Source organism: Devosia riboflavina (genome assembly GCF_000743575.1).
GTDB classification, from domain to species: domain Bacteria; phylum Pseudomonadota; class Alphaproteobacteria; order Rhizobiales; family Devosiaceae; genus Devosia; species Devosia riboflavina.
In genome coordinates this window covers 15,329-31,080 of sequence record NZ_JQGC01000009.1, presented here as the reverse complement: position 1 = coordinate 31,080, position 15,752 = coordinate 15,329, and the positions used below count along the sequence as shown (strand labels likewise).

Below are 15,752 nucleotides of genomic sequence, written 5' to 3'. Positions count from 1 at the left end.
TTCAGATTCCTTCGGGGGAAAACATGAAGACCAAGGTTCTCGTCGCGCTTGCCGCCACTCTGGCACTTTCTGCCTGCACCACCACCAATCCCTATACTGGCCAGTCCCAGCTTTCCAACACCGCCGGCGGCACGCTGCTCGGCGCTGGCGGCGGCGCCATTGCCGGTGCCATCGTGGGCGCTGCCGTGGGCGGCGACCCGCGCGTCGGCGCGCTGATCGGCGCTGGTGTCGGCGGCCTCAGCGGCGCTGCCATCGGTTCCTATATGGACCAGCAGGAAGCCGAACTCCGCGCCCAGCTCCAGGGCACCGGCGTTTCCGTGACCCGCGTCGGCGACCAGGTCATCCTCAACATGCCCTCCAACATCACCTTCGCCACCGACCAGGCTACCGTGCAGCCGCAGTTCAACCAGACGCTGGTTTCCGTTGGCCTCGTCCTGCGCAAGTTCGACAAGACCATTGTCGATGTGTATGGCCACACCGACTCTACCGGCAGCGCTGCGCACAATCTCGAACTCAGCCAGCGCCGCGCCGTTTCCGTCGCCACTATCCTTGCCAATCAGGGCATCGACCAGCGCCGCTTCTTCATCGAAGGCAAGGGCGCGTCGAGCCCGATCGCGTCCAACGCCACCGAAGCCGGCCGCGCCCAGAACCGTCGCGTCGAAATCCAGATTTCGCCGATCCGCGGCTAAACCGGTCATTTACGATCTGAAAAGCGGCCCTTCGGGGCCGTTTTTTATTGCGTGGTGGTTTCGGTCACCGGTGCCGCAGTTGGCGATCCCGGCTGCACCGCAGTGCCCGGTGCACCCGAAAATATCTGCATCGCCAAGACGATCGCGGCGACGACCACGATCGCCACCACGCCATAGAGCCACCACTGCGCCGGGCTCGTGCCGCCCATGGCAGTTTCGATGTCGCCGGTCGGGCGCAGGTCCGAGCCGTCGGGCACGTCGATCCTGGAACCCTTCTCGTCGATGAGAAAATCCACCTTGGCGACGCTGGGCGCCGGCCCGTCCTTGTCATTGGCCATCAGTAATCTCCCTTGAATGCCGTTTCCGTCCCCACCCCATCCTGCACACCTCTATGCACATGGGCGATGGCCTCGTCGATCTCGCCCGCGGTGAAGCCGAATTCACGGCCCTCGGCCGCGGCGCCGGCAGCATCGGCCCGCAATTGTTGCAGGAGGTCGAGTTTTTCGCGCGCGGTGAAAAGGCTGTGCTGGGCAATCTGCATCGGGGTCAGGTTGTCCCGGTTCATGATCTCTTCTTCAAGATTGCCGAAAACCATTTTTCCCTCCTCGTCTCATGCGCTTAAGACCCTCAAGGAAAAATGCCTGTCGAAGGCGACAGTTCCATTTGAGACGAATTGGCAAGGCTGGGGATTAACGCGGCCTTGAGAGGTCCTTGCGCATCATTCCGCTCGGCGGGGGGCGCTGATGAATACAGTTATATCGTTTCTCATAGCGGCAAGGCACCAGAACAAGGTCAAGTCGGTGCTTTGGATCGTCTGCTTCCTCGCGCTCCTGTCGGGCAGCGCCTGGTTCATCCTGCGCGAGTTGCATGTCAGCATGGATGCCGAAGTCGCGCGGGTCATGCAGACCTATACGCGCGTGCGCACCAATGTGATCTCGACCCTCGACATCATGGACCAGCAGCTTACCGCCGATCCCTGCTCGGCCGATTATGCGGCCCAGCAGCGTCGCGTCGCCTTTCTGCCCGATGGCATGAACGAGCTGTTCTTCTTCGAAAGCGGCAAGATCATCTGCACCGCCAATAACGGCCTTCTGCCCAAGCCGATCGATCTTGGCGAGCCCGATATTCTCCCCGCCAACGGCTTTACCGTCACCCTCTGGCTCAATCGCAATCTTGAAGACCTCGGCCTCGGCGGGCTCAAGGGGGCCTTTGCCGTGCGCGGCAATCACGGCATGGTCGTCCCGACGACGCCGGTGGAAGCCACCGCATCGAAATGGCTGCAATTCGAAGTGGTGATCCGGGCCCATGACGGGCGCTGGTGGCATGCCTCGGGCGAGCCCGGACTCTATGCCGCCAGCATAACCGAGCCCGATGGCCCCATGGGCCTGCGAGAAGGCGCGCTCACCACCATTCAATGCGATCCGGCGGGGCTTCACTGCATCGCCGCCCGCACCACGATCGGGCAGTTGCTGGGCCTCGGCGGGGCCGTCGCCGCCCTCAGCCTCATCGTCTGCGGCATCGTCTCGGCCTGGCTATCGAGCAAGTTCTATGCGCTGCTGGCGCGCCACTGGTCCTTCGAATCCCGCTTCCTCCGCCGCTTCCAGTCGCGCGGGGTCACCTGCGCCTACCAGCCCCTGCTCGATCTCGAAAAGGACCTCGTCACCGGCTGCGAAGTCCTGGCGCGCTGGCACGATGTCGATGGCACCCTGATCTATCCCGATCGCTTCATTCCCATTGTCGAAGAGCATGGCCTGACTCAGCCCTTCACGCGCCTCATCGTCGAGCGCGCCCATGCCGAATTGCTGCCGCTCGTGCCCCTGGGCAAGCGCATGCAGGTCAATTTCAATATTTTTCCAAGAGATCTCGATGCCTCCGTGCTGCTCGACATCTTTGCGCCCTTTCTCGGCTCCGCTTCGCGCTTCGATCTGACAATTGAAATCGTCGAGACCGGCGCCCTCGACCTCGAGACGGCCCAGGGTGAGATCGAGCGCCTGCGCGATGCGGGCGTGCACATCTATATCGACGATTTCGGCGCCGGTTATTCGTCCATGCACACGCTAGCGGGCCTCTCGGTCGATGGGGTCAAGCTCGACCGCAGCTTTGCCATGGCCCCCGATGAATCGGTCATGGCCCGCATGCTCGATCACGCCATCGACATGGTGCAGGATTCGGGCCGCAAGATCGTCGTCGAGGGCGTCGAGACCGCCGCGCGCCTCGGCGAACTCAAGGCCTCGGGCAAGGTTCACTTCGCCCAGGGCTACTATATTTCCCGCCCCCTCGACCGCGAGGCCTTTGCCCGCTTCATCGCCGAACGCGGGCCGCGTCCCAGCGCCCGGCCGCGATTGGTTGCCTGATCACATTTGCTCAAGCCGGGCAACCGCTTCGCGCCACGCGGCGTTGCTCGGCCATGGACAAACCCAGGAGGACCGAAATGGCCTATGATGACGTTCGCAAGGCAGACGCCGACATCAAGGAAACCCACGATCTGATCGCTTCCGACAAGGTGGAAGGCACCAAGGTCTACGACCCCATGGGCGAGCATATCGGCTCGATCGAACGCATTCTCGTCGAAAAGCGCTCCGGCCAGGTTTCCTACGCGGTGCTGAGCTTCGGCGGCTTCCTCGGCATGGGGCACGAACACTATCCGCTGCCCTGGTCGAAGCTGAACTATGACGAAAGCCTCGGCGGCTACCGCGTCGATGTGACCAAGGACCAGCTCGAAGGTGCCCCGCGCTATGAACGCGAAGAAGACGACTACTTTACCGAAGAAAACGGTCGCCGCGTCTACGACTATTATGGCGTGACGCCCTACTGGATCTGACCCTTTCCGGTGCTCGGGAAAACCCGGGCACCGACCGGCTTTCAGCACCAGAGACTTTTCAGGCAGCCATTTTCAAACAAATGATACTGCATCGGGTCGGCCCCTTCCGGGTGCCGGCCTTTTTGGTTTTGGGCTTTTGGATCTCGGAAGACCCTACACTTACGGCCCTGCGGGCCGAACAGCGGTCATTTTAGCAGCTTTGTGGCCCCCCTCACCCCCACCCTCATTCCCTCCCCACAAGGGGGAGGGAGGCGCTTGCCTCGATCTCCCAGCTCTATCGTCCCCCTCCCCCTTGTGGGGAGGGATCAAGGGTGGGGGTGCGGTGCTCTCTAGTGAACAGTCCCCTGAGGAAGCCGGCGGGTGAGAGCCTTCCCCTCCTACCCAGCCCGCGTCCCTCGCCCCGATTGATTGGCAAGTCCGCTGATCGTTGCCCGCAAGGCCGCGGGCTTGACCGGCTTTGTCACCACCAAGATGCCGCGATCCTCGGCCAGCGCCCGCACCGCCGGGCTGCGATCGGCCGTGACCAGCGCCGCCGGCAGATGCCCGCCGAGATTGTGCCGCAGCCATTCGATGGCATCGAGGCCCGAAGTCTGGTCGAGGTGATAGTCCATCAGCACGAGATCGGGATACCAACCCTCCAGCAGGCGCTCCCTGTCGATCTGCTTGAGCGAAAGCGCCACGCGCACATCGCAGCCCCAATGCTCAAGCAGGCCCTGCATGGCCTCGAGAATGGCCTTCTCATTGTCGACGCACAGCACCTTCAAATTGAGTGTGCCGACATTGCTCTCCACCATCGGCCAGGCTTCGCCCTGCGCCGGCCGCGCATTGCGCACCACGGGGAGGTAGAGCGAAAAGCGCGAGCCGCGCCCTTCCTTGCTGTCGAGTTCCAGCGTCAGGTCCATAGCCGCGATGAGGCGCTGCACGATGGAGAGCCCGAGCCCGAGCCCCTGCGCCATGCGCGCCGCCCGGTCGAGCCGGGAAAATTCGGCGAAGACCAGCCGGTGCTGATCCCGATTGAAGCCTATTCCGGTATCGATCACATCGAGCCGCAAGCGATTGCCGCGCCGCCGCAGCCCCACCAGCACCTTGCCGCCCGCCGGGGTATATTTGATCGCGTTGGAAACAAGGTTCTGCACGATGCGCCCTACGAGCGAGCGATCCGCCATCACCGTCGCTGCCGTCTTGACGATGCGCAGCGTCACATCGTGCTCGCGGGCGAGGGGAGCAAATTCCACCTCTGCCTTGCGCAACAGGTCCTGCGCCGCTACCGGCGCCGGCGCGGGCTTGAGCGCTCCGCTATCGATGCGCGAAATATCGAGCAGTGCCGACATGATCTCTTCTACCGCCGTCAAGGAGGCTTCGATGGAGGTCGCCAGTTCGGCAAAGGCGGTCGATTTGGCCCGCTCGATCAATGTGGACGTATAGAGCCGCGCCGCATTGAGCGGCTGCAGCAGATCGTGGCTGGCGGCGGCGAGAAAGCGCGTCTTGTCGTGATTGGCCGCATCGGCCTTGGCGCGCGCTATCTCCAGCTCGGCATTGACGCGCGTCAGGTCCGCCGTGCGCTCTTCGACGCGACCTTCGAGCGAAAAATTGACCCGCTCCAGTTCGCGCTCCGCCTTCACCCGCGCGGTCACGTCGGAAAAGGTGATGACGAGTCCGCCATCCGAGAGCCGGCTCGAATGAAATTCTAGCGTCTGCCCGGCATTGCCGAGGCGCTGGGTCACCGTTATCGGCGCTTCGGTAAGCAGGTTGATGCGCTCGATGGCGAGCCGCGCCGCATCGCCCGCGCCGAGATCGCCGCGCTCGGCGAGGAACAGTGCAATGTCGAAAAGCGCCGTGCCCTCGCGGATCAGGTCCTCGGGCAAAGCGAGCAGCAGATTATAGCGCCGGTTCGACACGACGAGCCGCAGCCCGGCATCGAACACGGCAATGCCTTGCGGCAGATAGTCGATCGCCAGCCGGAGACTGGCTGCACTGTCGGCAGAGGAAAGCGCCATGGATTTTAAGACAAGCTCTGGTTCGCCTGCCGTTATCCGCTCCCAGCCCCGGCGGCGCAAGTTCGACTGAGGGACCATTGCAAATTGCCGAAAGGTCGGAAATGTTGGTTATCCCTCCGTTAACGTCCTGACCGGAGGCCGCTTTCCAGTTTGAAGAGGGTCGAACCTATGAGCTTTGTTAAGGAATTCCGTGATTTCGCCGTCAAGGGCAACATGATCGACCTCGCCATCGGCGTGATCATCGGCGCCGCCTTCGGGGCCATCGTGTCCTCCATCGTCGACGATATCTTCATGCCGATCATCGGCATCATCATCGGTGGCATCGATTTTTCCGGCATCGTGCTGACCGTGGGCGAGGCGCGGGTCAATGTCGGCCTCTTCATCAATGCCGTGGTCAAATTCGCCATCGTCGCCTTCGTGCTCTTCCTCGTGGTCAAGGCCATCAACAGCCTCAAGCGCGAAGCGGCCCAGGAGCCGGTCGAGACCACGCCCGCCCCGACCAAGGAAGAAATCCTGCTCACCGAAATCCGCGACGCCCTGCGCGCTAATCCCCGCGTCTGACGTCACCGAAAGCCGGCTTGCAGAGGCCGGCTTTTTTGTGTCTATGATCTAGGAATAATATCTGTTGACCATTTCAAACTAGGCAAATATACCTAACAAGTGCGTAGTGACACCTAAGTATTCTCTCTATCGGACGGCATGACCACTTAGAGCAAACTACCGGGGTGAGTGGGACGGAGGGCGGTGGATGCGTTTTTTCCGCTGTCATGCGGCTCCGGCCCGAGGGTAATGCGAACCTTGCCAAAGGGGCTTTGGGCACGATGAGCGACGACACCTATTATCATTCTTTTCTCAATCGGGACCGTGTGATCCATATCGTGGACGACGATCCCGCCATCTGCGAGGGGCTGAGCGTGCTGTTCCGCCTCGAAGGTTTTCAGACCATGTTCTCGCTCGAGGCCGGGCATTTCCTCGCCTCGCTCGAGCGGCGACGGGTCGATGTGGCGGTGGTCAACCTGGTCATCGGCCAGGAAAGCGGCTTGCCACTGCTGCGGCGCGTCAAGACGATGCATACCGGCACGCCGGTGGTCATGCTGACCAATTCTCCCCAGCTCGAAGCCGCCGTCACCGCCATGAAACTGGGCGCGACCGATGTGGTGCCAAAACCCATCGATAGCGAACACCTGCTCGGCATCATCCGCGACGCCTTGCGCCGCGACGTGCATCTGGGCGCCATGCAGGGTGGGAGGCGCCCCGTGGAGGTACGGGGTTTCTCTCAGTTGACCCCGCGCGAGCGCGAAGTGCTCCAGCTCATCACCAATGGGCAATCCAACAAGGAAGCGGGCCGCAAACTGGGCATTTCGCCCCGCACCATCGAAGTCCACCGCGCCCGCGTCATGGAAAAACTCGGCGCCAAGAACACGGCGGATTTGATGCGGATCGTGTTGACCAGTTAGGTAAGAAAAAATTCCTCGGCCAAACCACTCAGCCGTCACCCTCGGGCTTGACCCGAGGGCCCTGCACTTGCAGCCGAGTTGCGTGAGTAAAGTGTCCTCGGGTCAAGCCCGAGGATGACGTTCAGGGGGTGGGGCCACTCCAGCGATGGAGTGGCAAAAACCTAAATCTGCGTCCGCGCCCGCAGCGCCTGGCTCAGCGTGCCCTCGTCGAGATAATCGAGTTCCCCGCCGATCGGCACGCCATGGGCGAGCCTTGTCACCTTGGTTCCCGGCCCCAGCCGGTCGGTGATGTAATGTGCCGTCGTCTGCCCATCGACCGTGGCATTCATGGCCAGCACGATTTCCGAATAATCCGGCGCGCGCGAAATCAGCATGTCTAGATTGAGGTCATCGGGCCTCACGCCATCGAGTGGCGACAACACGCCGCCCAGCACATGGTAGCGCACCTGTCCGGGCGCAGCGCGCTCCATCGCCCAGAGGTCGGAGACGTCCTCGACGACGATAAGAATACCGCTATCGCCCCGGCGTGGGTCCGAACAGATCGAGCAGGGGCTGACCGTATCCACATTGCCGCAGATTTCGCAGGTCTTTACCGCCGCCACGGCCCGGTCGAGCGCCGCCGAAAGGGGCAGCATAAGCTGCTCCTTCTTCTTGATCATATGCAGCACAGCCCGCCGCGCCGAACGCGGCCCCAGGCCCGGCAGGCGGGCCAGAAGCTGGATCAATTGCTCGATTTCAGGTCCGCCGGATGGCATGTTTCGTCCCTCGCACCGCGGCCTTCCCTCGCCCCTTGCGGGAGAGGGACAGGAAAATCTGCGTCCAGCAGATTTTCCAGGGTGAGGGGTGCTCTCCCCACGCTTAGTTGGCAGGGAAGGGTCGCATACCCCTCATCCGCCCTTCGGGCACCTTCTCCCGCAAGGGGAGAAGGGAAGATCGTGGCTCGCCTTAAAACGGAAACTTCATCCCCGGCGGGATCGGCAGGCCGGCGGTGACTTCGCTCATGCGGCGCTGCACTTCGGTTTCGCTCTTGCCCTTGGCGTCGTTGAAAGCGGCAACGATCAGGTCTTCCAGCACTTCGATCTCGGAAGGGTTGACGAGCGAAGGATCGATCTTGAGCCCGCGCAGATCACCCTTGCCCGACAGCGCCACAGTGACGAGACCACCACCGGAGCGGCCTTCAACCACCATCTCGGCAAGCTCGGCCTGCATGGCCTCCATCTTGCCTTTCATTTCGCTGGCGGCCTTCATCATGCCCATGATGTCTTTCATTCGTCGTCCTCTTCGATTGGTGCGGGGGCGATTTCGGGAATGGCGGCTTCGTCATCCCTGACGGAGACGTTAACGACCTTGGCCCCGGGAAAGGTTTCAAGAATGGCTTTGACCAGCGGGTCCTCATGGGCCGCCGCGGTCGCCGCTTCCTTGCGCTGCTCGCGCTCCTGCCGGATGGTCAGGCCCTCGGGCGGCTTGGTCGAAACCATGACCAGCCAGCGCTGACCGGTCCATGTCTGCAGTCGCGCCGAAAGCGTCGCGATCATGCCCGGATCGGCGCCATCGGCCAGCGCCACCTCGATGCGGCCCTGTTCGAAGGAAATCGGCCGCATTTGCGATTCGAGCGCCAGTTTTACGAGCACGTCACGCTTGGCCGTGGCGAGGGCAATGAGGTCCTTGTAGGTCGCGACAGTCGCCAAGGCCGGCGCCACAACCGCCTGCGGCCGCGTGACGGGCGCAGTTTCGGCCATAGCCTGTGGTTGCGCTGAGGCAATCGCCTGCGTCGCGACAGCCTGCGGCTGCGCTGAGGCGACAGCCTGCGGCTGCGCTGACATCGGCGCCTCAACGCGCAATGCCGTAGCGCCGCCGCCTCCGCCATTAGGCGGCAGGCGCGGGGTAGGGGGCGTCAGCGGCGCATTGGCCAGCACCTGGCCCGAAAGCTTTGAAATCACCTCGTCCGGGCTCGGCAGATCGGCAGCGTAGGCGAGGCGGATCAACGTCATTTCCGCCGCCTGCAAGGCATTGCCGGCGCGTCCGGTTTCTTCATTGCCCTTGAAGAGAATTTGCCAGGCCCGCGTCAGCGCCCGCATCGGCAGGCGTTGCGCCAGATCGCGGCCGCGGCTGCGTTCGTCCGGCGTCAGCGACGCATCGTCGGCCGCCGCAGGCACGACCTTTATGCGGGTCACGAGATGGGTGAATTCAGCCAGGTCCGCCAGCATGGTCTGCGGATCGGCGCCAAGATCATAAAGCTCGCGCAAAGCCGTCAGCGCTTCGGCGACACGGCCGCCCATCACATCTTCGAAGAGGTCGATGATCCTGGCGCGATCCCCGAGACCCAGCATGGTCTTCACCGTCGCCGCCGAAACCGACCCACCGCCATGGGCAATGGCCTGGTCGAGCAGCGACAGGCTATCGCGCGCCGAGCCTTCGCCGGCGCGAACGATCATGGCGAGGGCATCAGGCTCGAAGCCGATGCCTTCCTGCCCGAGAATCTTTTCGAGGTAGGCCGTCATGATATCGGCAGGGATGCGCCGAAGATCGAACCGCTGGCAGCGCGACAGGATGGTGACCGGCACCTTGCGGATTTCGGTCGTCGCGAAGATGAATTTCACATAGGGCGGCGGCTCTTCGAGCGTCTTGAGGAGCCCGTTGAAGGCCGCCGTGGACAGCATGTGAACTTCGTCGATCACATAGACCTTGTAGGGCGCCGAGGCCGGGCCATACTTCACCGAGTCGATGATCTCGCGGATGTCATTGATGCCGGTATTGCTGGCGGCGTCCATTTCGATGACGTCGACATGTCGCCCCTCGATAATGGCGCGGCAGTGCATGCCTTCTTTCTCGAGATCGAGCGTCGGGCGGCGGCCGTTTTCGTCTTCATAGTTGAAGGCACGGGCGAGGATACGCGCCGTCGTGGTTTTGCCCACGCCGCGCACGCCGGTCATAATGAAAGCGTGGTGGATGCGGTTCTGCGCAAAGGCATTGCCCAGCGTCTGCACCATGGCGTCCTGCCCGACCAGGGTCGAGAAGTCGCGCGGGCGATATTTGCGGGCCAGCACCAGATAGGGCGTGGTCTGGGATTCAGCCATTTTTGCCCTTCCTTGCCGGTGCCTTGGGGAATCTGCCTTGGGTCATGATCCGACCATAGGGCAATGACGTTCGTCCCGCAAAAGCCTGCGGCTCAAATTGCCAGATACGAACAGAGAATTGAGTAGGAGGCTGGCATCGACCCGTGAGGATCTCGTTGGGGCTGCTTCCTTCCGGACCTGACCCGGTTGGCGAGGAACACGTCCGCGCCAACCTCCCGACCGGCTATATGCGAACAAATGGTGTCGAAAGCAAGGGGGCAGGGCGCGAAGAGTTCCTGATGTCCGGTTCGCTTCCACACTCGTGAACCGAACCACTCAGCCCGCCCTTGCCCCGGCGCAGCGCACTGGTTATGCCCTCTTGCAATGCGCCGAATTGTGGCGCGCCGATGGGAGAAGCCATTTGGCCAGACGCCACCCGACCTCGCTGCGCACGTCCAAGCAGGACATTGCCGCCGCCAAGAAAGCGCCGCAGACGGCGCAGACGGAGAATCCCGCCTATCGGCTCGCCTTTGCCGATGACGACTTCATGACCTCGGAAGACACCCGCGGCGTCCGTTTCCAGCTCGAATATCTCAAGACCGAATTCCGCCTGCGCGAGCGCGGTATCGTTTCGACCGTCGTGCTCTTCGGCGGCGCCCGCATTCCCGAGCCGGGCAAGCCGGCCTGGGCCGCCAAGAATGAGGTGCAGAAGCGCAATCTCGAAGCTGCCTCACGCTATTATGACGAGGCCCGGCGCTTCGCCCAGCTTGCGAGCCAAACCTCGGCCGCGAGCAATTTCACCGAATATGTGGTGGTCACCGGCGGTGGTCCCGGCGTCATGGAAGCAGGCAATCGCGGTGCCGCCGATATGGGCGCACCCTCCATCGGGCTCAATATCGTGCTGCCGCACGAACAGGCGCCCAATCTCTACGTGACGCCCGACCTCTCCTTCAATTTCCACTATTTCGCGACGCGAAAAATCCACTTCCTGCTGCGGGCCAAGGCAGTCGCGGTCTTCCCCGGCGGCTTTGGCACGCTGGACGAATTTTTCGAAACCCTGACCCTGATCCAGACCGGCCGCATGGACCGCATTCCGGTCGTGCTCTTCGGCAAGCATTTTTGGGACAAGGTGATCAACTTGCAGGCCCTCGCCGAGGCTGGCACCATTTCCCCGACCGATCCGGAACTGTTCTCCATCGTCGATACCGCCGAGGAAGGCTGGGCCGTGGTCCGGGATTTCTACAAGCTGCCGGAAACCGAAGAGCCGGACTGGCTTGGGGGCTAGAGTATCTCAGCTTTGCTTTGAAACTGAAAAGCTTAGAAGACCTCATGGTGAGGTGCTAAGCGTAGCGAAGCCTCGAACCACGAGGTCGGGCAAGCCAGCGCCATAGTGCCACGCCCTCGCCCTTCGAGGCTTCGCTTCGCTCCGCGCCTCAGGATGAGGTCTACTGGGCAGCGGTTCAAAGCATGAAAAGCTTTAACTCCCCGGCACCTCGAGCACCGCCCGCACGCCCGGCCCATTGTCCTCGATGCGGAAACTGCCGCCGTGCAGGCGCGCCACGGCATTGACCAGCGCCAGCCCCAGCCCCGAGCCGGGCTCCGATCGGCTCTTTTCGAGCCGCACGAAGCGCTCCAGCACGCGGCTCCGATCGGCTTCGGCAATGCCGGGGCCATTATCCGCCACGACGATCGCGACATTGCCGCTCGCGCGCTTGAGGCTCACGGCAATCTTGCCGGCGCTGCCATCCTCGGGCTTGGCATATTTTATGGCGTTTTCGAGCAGGTTCACCATGGCCTGGCCGATCAGTTCGCGATTGGCCCTGAGGCTCACACCCTCGGCAATATCGGTTGAAATCTCGATGCCTTCGTCTTCGGCAACAGGCGTATAAAGCTCGGCCACATCGGCAACGATGGCGCTGACATCGATCTCCGACAGCGCCCCCGAAGGCGCCCCGGCTTCGACGCGGGCAATCATCAGCAGCGCATTGAACGTCTGGATCAGCTTGTCGCTTTCCGCGATCACTGTCTCCAGCGCCTTTTCGCGCGTTTCCGGGCTTGCCGTATCGCGCAGCGCGCCCTCGGCCTGGTTGCGCAGCCGTGTCAGCGGCGTCTTCAGGTCATGCGCCACATTGTCGGTGACTTCCTTGAGCCCCTGCAAGAGCTGTTCGATACGGTCGAGCATGGCATTGAGATTGCGCGCCAGCCCGTCGAATTCGTCATTGCGCTTGGTAATTGGCACGCGCTCGGAAAGATTGCCCGACATGATTTTTGTCGAGGTATCTCGAATCGTGTCGATGCGCTTGAGCACCCGCCGCGCCGTCACCCCGCCGGCGACGACGGAGAACAAAATGATGCCGACGACGCCGACGAGAAAACTTTGCAGGATAATGGCCGAATAGCCGCGCCGCTCGACCACATCGCGCCCGACGACCAGCCGCATACCATTGCCCAATTCAATCGAGCGCACCACGGCAACGCCCGACCGTTTCGGCCGGTCCGGCAGTCCCACTGCATCTTCGCCCAGGGGATCAGGCCGGTCATAGTCAAAGCTATAGACGCCGGGATCGATCAGCACATCGGGCGGCACATCGCTCATATTACCCAGGAGATATTGCCCCGAAGCATCGCCGAGATAATAGACACCCGGCCCCGGCTGCCCGGAGAGGCGATTGAGCGCAAAAGCCAGCGCGCGAATGCCCTGCGTCGCTTCGATGCGCTGGAACAGCCTGACCTCGCGGTCGATATCGTCGGTTTGCTGGCGCTGTATCTGCACGCTCGACTGCCAGCCGATAAAGCCCATCAACAGGATGGCGAAAACGACGAAAATGGCGATGAAGGTGGCCGTGAGGCGAACGGTGGACGTCCGCCAGACCTGGGCGAAGCGGCTCACGTGCTAGTCCCGGATCATGTAGCCGGCGCCGCGCACCGTATGGAGCAGGGGGTTGTCGTACCCCTTGTCGATCTTCGAGCGCAGGCGCGACATATGGACGTCGATGACATTGGTCTGGGGGTCGAAATGATAGTCCCAGACATTTTCGAGCAGCATGGTGCGCGTCACCACCTTGCCGGCATGCTTCATCAGATATTCGAGCAGCCGAAATTCGCGCGGCTGCAAAAGAATGGCCTCGCCGTCGCGTTCTACCTTGCGGCTGAGCCGATCGAGCGACAGCCCGCCGACACTGTAATTGGTCGCGGCCTCGGCCGGGCTCGACCGTCGCGCCAACACTTCGATGCGCGCCAGGAGTTCGGTAAAGGCATAGGGTTTGGTGAGATAATCATCGCCCCCGGCCCGCAGACCCGTCACCCGGTCGTCCACTTCGCCAAGCGCGGAAAGAATGAGCACGGGCGTCTTGTCGCCCTCGGCCCTGAGGCTCTCGATGATGGAGAGACCATCGCGCCGCGGCAGCATGCGATCGACGATGAGCACGTCGTAATCCATGCCCGAGGCCATGGCATAGCCGGTTTCGCCATCGCTGGCATGGTGCGTCACGTGGCCCGCTTCGTCCAGCGCCTGGATCAGGTAACTGGCGGCCTCCCGGTCATCTTCGATCAACAGAATCTTCACGCCGACGCTCCGCCAAAGTGGCCCCGGTTTCGGGACAAAGACATGCCCTTATGTGAAAGGCTCCGGGGGGAGGGAAACCCCGGAGCCCATAGGGCGCTTTCGAGCCGCTAGGCAATCAAAAGCGCGATCGTGGTCTTAGCCTTCTTCGCCGAGCGGCAGGCCGATGAAGCGGGCTTCGCCGTTACGGGCAACCTTGACCAGAGCCGTATCGAGGCCCTTGCTCTGCACGCCCGATATAGCGGCATCGTAATCGGCAATCGTGCTCAGCGGCTTGTTGTCGATTTCGAGCAGCACGTCGCCAACGGCGAGGCCACGCTGGGCCGCAGTGCTGTCTGCTTCGACGTCCTGGATCAGAAGCCCACCCGAACCGTCACCATTGGGAACCAGGGTCATGCCCAGGCTCGACGTGCTTTCCGGAACGTCGGCCGGCGGCACCGGAGCCTGGTCCTCGGTCGGAGCAGCCTGTTCGGTCAGCTCGGTCAGCTTGACGGTCAGCTTGGTTTCCGCGCCATCGCGCCAGATGGTCAGTTCGACATCCGAACCCGGTGCCTTGCTGGCAATGGTGCGGCTGAGGTCGAGCGCGTCGTCGATCTGGTCGCCATCGACATGCGTGATGATGTCGCCCGACTTGACGCCGGCATCGCCGGCAGGGCCATCGGAAGCCGGCTCGCGGACAATGGCGCCGCGGGCATTGGCAAGGCCAACGCTATCGGCAATGTCCTTGGTCACGTCCTGGATGGAGACGCCGAGATAGCCGCGGGTCACCGAGCCATTGTTGATCAACTGATCGACGATCTGCTTGACCGTGTGGGCCGGGATGGCAAAGGCGATACCGACATTGCCGCCATTGGGGGAGTAGATGGCGGTATTGACGCCGACCACTTCGCCATTGGTGTTGAAGGCCGGGCCGCCCGAGTTACCGGTATTCACGGCCGCGTCGATCTGCAGGAAGTCGCCATAGCTCGAGCCGCCGATATTGCGGCCGGCGCCGGAAATGACGCCCACGGTCACGGTACCACCGAGGCCGAATGGATTACCCACGGCGACCACCCAGTCGCCCACGCGGCTCGGCGTGTCTTCGAAGGTCACGAAGGGCAGGTCCTTGCCTTCGATCTTCAATACGGCAAGGTCGGTGCGCTCGTCGGTGCCGACAACCGTGGCAACCTGTTCGGAGCCGTCTTCAAAGATCACGGTGACCTTGGTGGCGTCGGAAACGACGTGGTTATTGGTGACCACATAGCCGTCTTCGGAAATGATGAAGCCCGAGCCGGCTGCCATGAACTGGCGCGGCTTGGCATCGCCACCCTGACCACGCGGGCCGCCGGGGCCACCGAACTGGTCGAAGAAGTCACGGAAGGGGTGGCCTTCGGGAAGATCGGGGAAGTTGAACTCGAAATCGCCGCCGCGCTGCACCGTGCGGGCTGGTTCCTGGGCTTCAACGAGAATGGAAACCACTGCCGGCTTGACGGCATCCACGAGGTCGGCAAAGCCCTGCTGCTGGTTCACCTGTGGCACGGCGATCTGGGCGACATTGCGCACCTGGGCATTGGCTGCCTGACCCGTCAGCACAAAGGCCGTGGATACGCCGCCGATACCCACCAGAAGCGCCAGGGCCGAAGCTCCAAGCCAACGGCGCGTACGCGAAAGAAGAGTGGGACGCATAAGGAAAAGTCTCCTTCGAAAAAGCTCTCAACAGCTTGTGGCACTAGATATGGAACGGTCCGCCTTTCTGAGAAGTTGCGCCAGCATTAATGTTTGGCAATGTTGCTGGCGTCATTGCGGCAGCCTTTATCTCGCCGCCACAATCCCAGCAAAATTAGGCCTTTTGCAACCCTCCGGACGGTCAACCATTGCCTCCCGAAGGAGGTTTTCATGGCATTTCGGCAAGGTTCAAAGGTTAGCTGGACCTGGGGCGCACACCAGGCGAGCGGCAAGATCATCGAGCGTTTTACGAGCCGTGTCACCCGCACCATCAAGGGTGGGGAAGTGACGCGCGAAGCGAGCCGCCAGGAACCGGCTTTTCTCATCGAGCCGCAAGACGGCGATCTGGTGCTGAAGAGCCGAAGCGAATTGCGGGCGGGGTAGGGCTGCGCCGCCCCTACTCACTAACCCTGCTCCCTCCGCTCCTTCGTCACCACCGGGCTTGTCCCGGTGGTCCAAGCCATCC

General features: G+C 62.5%; 15 protein-coding genes, 1 other RNA gene and 1 pseudogene. 7 read left to right on the top strand and 10 right to left on the bottom strand.

Annotated features, from left to right (window positions below; all coding sequences use genetic code 11):
• Positions 1-23 precede the first annotated feature (23 nt).
• Positions 24-689, top strand: a complete 666-nt coding sequence (locus JP75_RS10945; protein WP_035082694.1) for a YiaD family glycine zipper/OmpA-like lipoprotein — start codon at positions 24-26, stop codon at positions 687-689.
• A 44-nt stretch (positions 690-733) separates the two neighbouring features.
• On the opposite strand, the gene JP75_RS10940 is transcribed toward JP75_RS10945, so the two are convergent.
• Both JP75_RS10940 and JP75_RS10935 read right to left on the bottom strand, forming a co-directional pair.
• A complete protein-coding gene (locus tag JP75_RS10940; RefSeq protein WP_035082691.1) occupies positions 734-1,027 on the bottom strand; it encodes a hypothetical protein in 294 nt (97 codons plus the stop codon).
• Positions 1,027-1,284: a hypothetical protein gene (locus JP75_RS10935; RefSeq protein ID WP_035082690.1), complete on the bottom strand. Its 258-nt coding sequence runs from the start codon at positions 1,282-1,284 to the stop codon at positions 1,027-1,029. The genes JP75_RS10940 and JP75_RS10935 overlap by 1 nt, the downstream gene beginning before the upstream one ends.
• 148 nt (positions 1,285-1,432) lie before the next feature.
• Here JP75_RS10935 and JP75_RS25280 point away from each other — a divergent pair, with 148 nt between their 5' ends.
• Both JP75_RS25280 and JP75_RS10925 read left to right on the top strand, forming a co-directional pair.
• Positions 1,433-3,043, top strand: a complete 1,611-nt coding sequence (locus tag JP75_RS25280) for an EAL domain-containing protein (protein ID WP_051960604.1) — start codon at positions 1,433-1,435, stop codon at positions 3,041-3,043.
• A gap of 77 nt (positions 3,044-3,120) precedes the next feature.
• A complete protein-coding gene (locus JP75_RS10925) occupies positions 3,121-3,510 on the top strand; it encodes a PRC-barrel domain-containing protein (RefSeq protein WP_035082688.1) in 390 nt (129 codons plus the stop codon).
• Positions 3,511-3,887: 377 nt separating this feature from the next.
• Here the strand turns inward: JP75_RS10925 and JP75_RS10920 are convergent, their stop codons facing one another.
• Positions 3,888-5,507: an ATP-binding response regulator gene (locus tag JP75_RS10920; RefSeq protein ID WP_051960603.1), complete on the bottom strand. Its 1,620-nt coding sequence runs from the start codon at positions 5,505-5,507 to the stop codon at positions 3,888-3,890.
• Between the two features lie 168 nt (positions 5,508-5,675).
• Here JP75_RS10920 and mscL point away from each other — a divergent pair, with 168 nt between their 5' ends.
• Entirely contained in the window at positions 5,676-6,068 is a 393-nt protein-coding gene (gene mscL, locus JP75_RS10915) for a large-conductance mechanosensitive channel protein MscL (RefSeq protein ID WP_035082685.1), read from the top strand.
• 260 nt (positions 6,069-6,328) lie between these two features.
• Positions 6,329-6,964: a response regulator transcription factor gene (locus tag JP75_RS10910; RefSeq protein ID WP_051960631.1), complete on the top strand. Its 636-nt coding sequence runs from the start codon at positions 6,329-6,331 to the stop codon at positions 6,962-6,964.
• Positions 6,965-7,125: 161 nt separating this feature from the next.
• On the opposite strand, the gene recR is transcribed toward JP75_RS10910, so the two are convergent.
• From recR to ffs, 4 genes and pseudogenes are all read right to left on the bottom strand, one after another.
• On the bottom strand, positions 7,126-7,719 hold the full coding sequence (gene recR / locus JP75_RS10905; protein ID WP_035082683.1) for a recombination mediator RecR: 594 nt from the start codon (positions 7,717-7,719) through the stop codon (positions 7,126-7,128).
• A 190-nt stretch (positions 7,720-7,909) separates the two neighbouring features.
• Positions 7,910-8,233 (bottom strand): YbaB/EbfC family nucleoid-associated protein, encoded by a 324-nt coding sequence (locus JP75_RS10900; protein ID WP_035082681.1) that lies wholly within the window; start codon positions 8,231-8,233, stop codon positions 7,910-7,912.
• Positions 8,230-10,050: pseudogene (locus JP75_RS10895) on the bottom strand (DNA polymerase III subunit gamma/tau); the annotation flags it as partial. The pseudogene JP75_RS10895 and the gene JP75_RS10900, both read right to left, overlap by 4 nt.
• A gap of 112 nt (positions 10,051-10,162) precedes the next feature.
• An RNA gene (gene ffs / locus JP75_RS25860) (signal recognition particle sRNA small type) lies at positions 10,163-10,258 on the bottom strand.
• A 183-nt stretch (positions 10,259-10,441) separates the two neighbouring features.
• Between ffs and JP75_RS10890 the strand changes: the two genes are divergently transcribed.
• On the top strand, positions 10,442-11,305 hold the full coding sequence (locus JP75_RS10890; protein ID WP_035082675.1) for an LOG family protein: 864 nt from the start codon (positions 10,442-10,444) through the stop codon (positions 11,303-11,305).
• Between the two features lie 192 nt (positions 11,306-11,497).
• Here JP75_RS10890 and JP75_RS10885 read toward each other — a convergent pair whose 3' ends face one another.
• From JP75_RS10885 to JP75_RS10875, 3 genes are all read right to left on the bottom strand, one after another.
• On the bottom strand, positions 11,498-12,910 hold the full coding sequence (locus JP75_RS10885) for a HAMP domain-containing sensor histidine kinase (protein ID WP_035082672.1): 1,413 nt from the start codon (positions 12,908-12,910) through the stop codon (positions 11,498-11,500).
• Between the two features lie 3 nt (positions 12,911-12,913).
• Positions 12,914-13,585 carry a response regulator transcription factor gene (locus JP75_RS10880; RefSeq protein ID WP_035082669.1) on the bottom strand — a complete coding sequence of 224 codons (672 nt, stop codon included), beginning with the start codon at positions 13,583-13,585 and terminating at the stop codon, positions 12,914-12,916.
• Between the two features lie 135 nt (positions 13,586-13,720).
• Positions 13,721-15,247 (bottom strand): Do family serine endopeptidase, encoded by a 1,527-nt coding sequence (locus tag JP75_RS10875; RefSeq protein WP_035082667.1) that lies wholly within the window; start codon positions 15,245-15,247, stop codon positions 13,721-13,723.
• 210 nt (positions 15,248-15,457) lie between these two features.
• Between JP75_RS10875 and JP75_RS10870 the strand changes: the two genes are divergently transcribed.
• Positions 15,458-15,670: a hypervirulence associated TUDOR domain-containing protein gene (locus JP75_RS10870; protein WP_035082665.1), complete on the top strand. Its 213-nt coding sequence runs from the start codon at positions 15,458-15,460 to the stop codon at positions 15,668-15,670.
• The last annotated feature ends 82 nt before the right edge of the window (positions 15,671-15,752 follow it).

What these genes read in the sequence shown, in the direction of transcription:
- JP75_RS10875 (WP_035082667.1), bottom strand. Translation starts at nt 15,247, where the DNA reads ATGCGTCCCACTCTTCTTTCGCGTACGCGCCGTTGGCTTGGAGCTTCG.
- JP75_RS10920 (WP_051960603.1), bottom strand. Translation starts at nt 5,507, where the DNA reads ATGGCGCTTTCCTCTGCCGACAGTGCAGCCAGTCTCCGGCTGGCGATC.
- recR (WP_035082683.1), bottom strand. Translation starts at nt 7,719, where the DNA reads ATGCCATCCGGCGGACCTGAAATCGAGCAATTGATCCAGCTTCTGGCC.
- JP75_RS10935 (WP_035082690.1), bottom strand. Translation starts at nt 1,284, where the DNA reads ATGGTTTTCGGCAATCTTGAAGAAGAGATCATGAACCGGGACAACCTG.
- JP75_RS10910 (WP_051960631.1), top strand. Translation starts at nt 6,329, where the DNA reads ATGAGCGACGACACCTATTATCATTCTTTTCTCAATCGGGACCGTGTG.
- JP75_RS10900 (WP_035082681.1), bottom strand. Translation starts at nt 8,233, where the DNA reads ATGAAAGACATCATGGGCATGATGAAGGCCGCCAGCGAAATGAAAGGC.
- JP75_RS10940 (WP_035082691.1), bottom strand. Translation starts at nt 1,027, where the DNA reads ATGGCCAATGACAAGGACGGGCCGGCGCCCAGCGTCGCCAAGGTGGAT.
- mscL (WP_035082685.1), top strand. Translation starts at nt 5,676, where the DNA reads ATGAGCTTTGTTAAGGAATTCCGTGATTTCGCCGTCAAGGGCAACATG.
- JP75_RS10945 (WP_035082694.1), top strand. Translation starts at nt 24, where the DNA reads ATGAAGACCAAGGTTCTCGTCGCGCTTGCCGCCACTCTGGCACTTTCT.
- JP75_RS10925 (WP_035082688.1), top strand. Translation starts at nt 3,121, where the DNA reads ATGGCCTATGATGACGTTCGCAAGGCAGACGCCGACATCAAGGAAACC.
- JP75_RS25280 (WP_051960604.1), top strand. Translation starts at nt 1,433, where the DNA reads ATGAATACAGTTATATCGTTTCTCATAGCGGCAAGGCACCAGAACAAG.
- JP75_RS10870 (WP_035082665.1), top strand. Translation starts at nt 15,458, where the DNA reads ATGGCATTTCGGCAAGGTTCAAAGGTTAGCTGGACCTGGGGCGCACAC.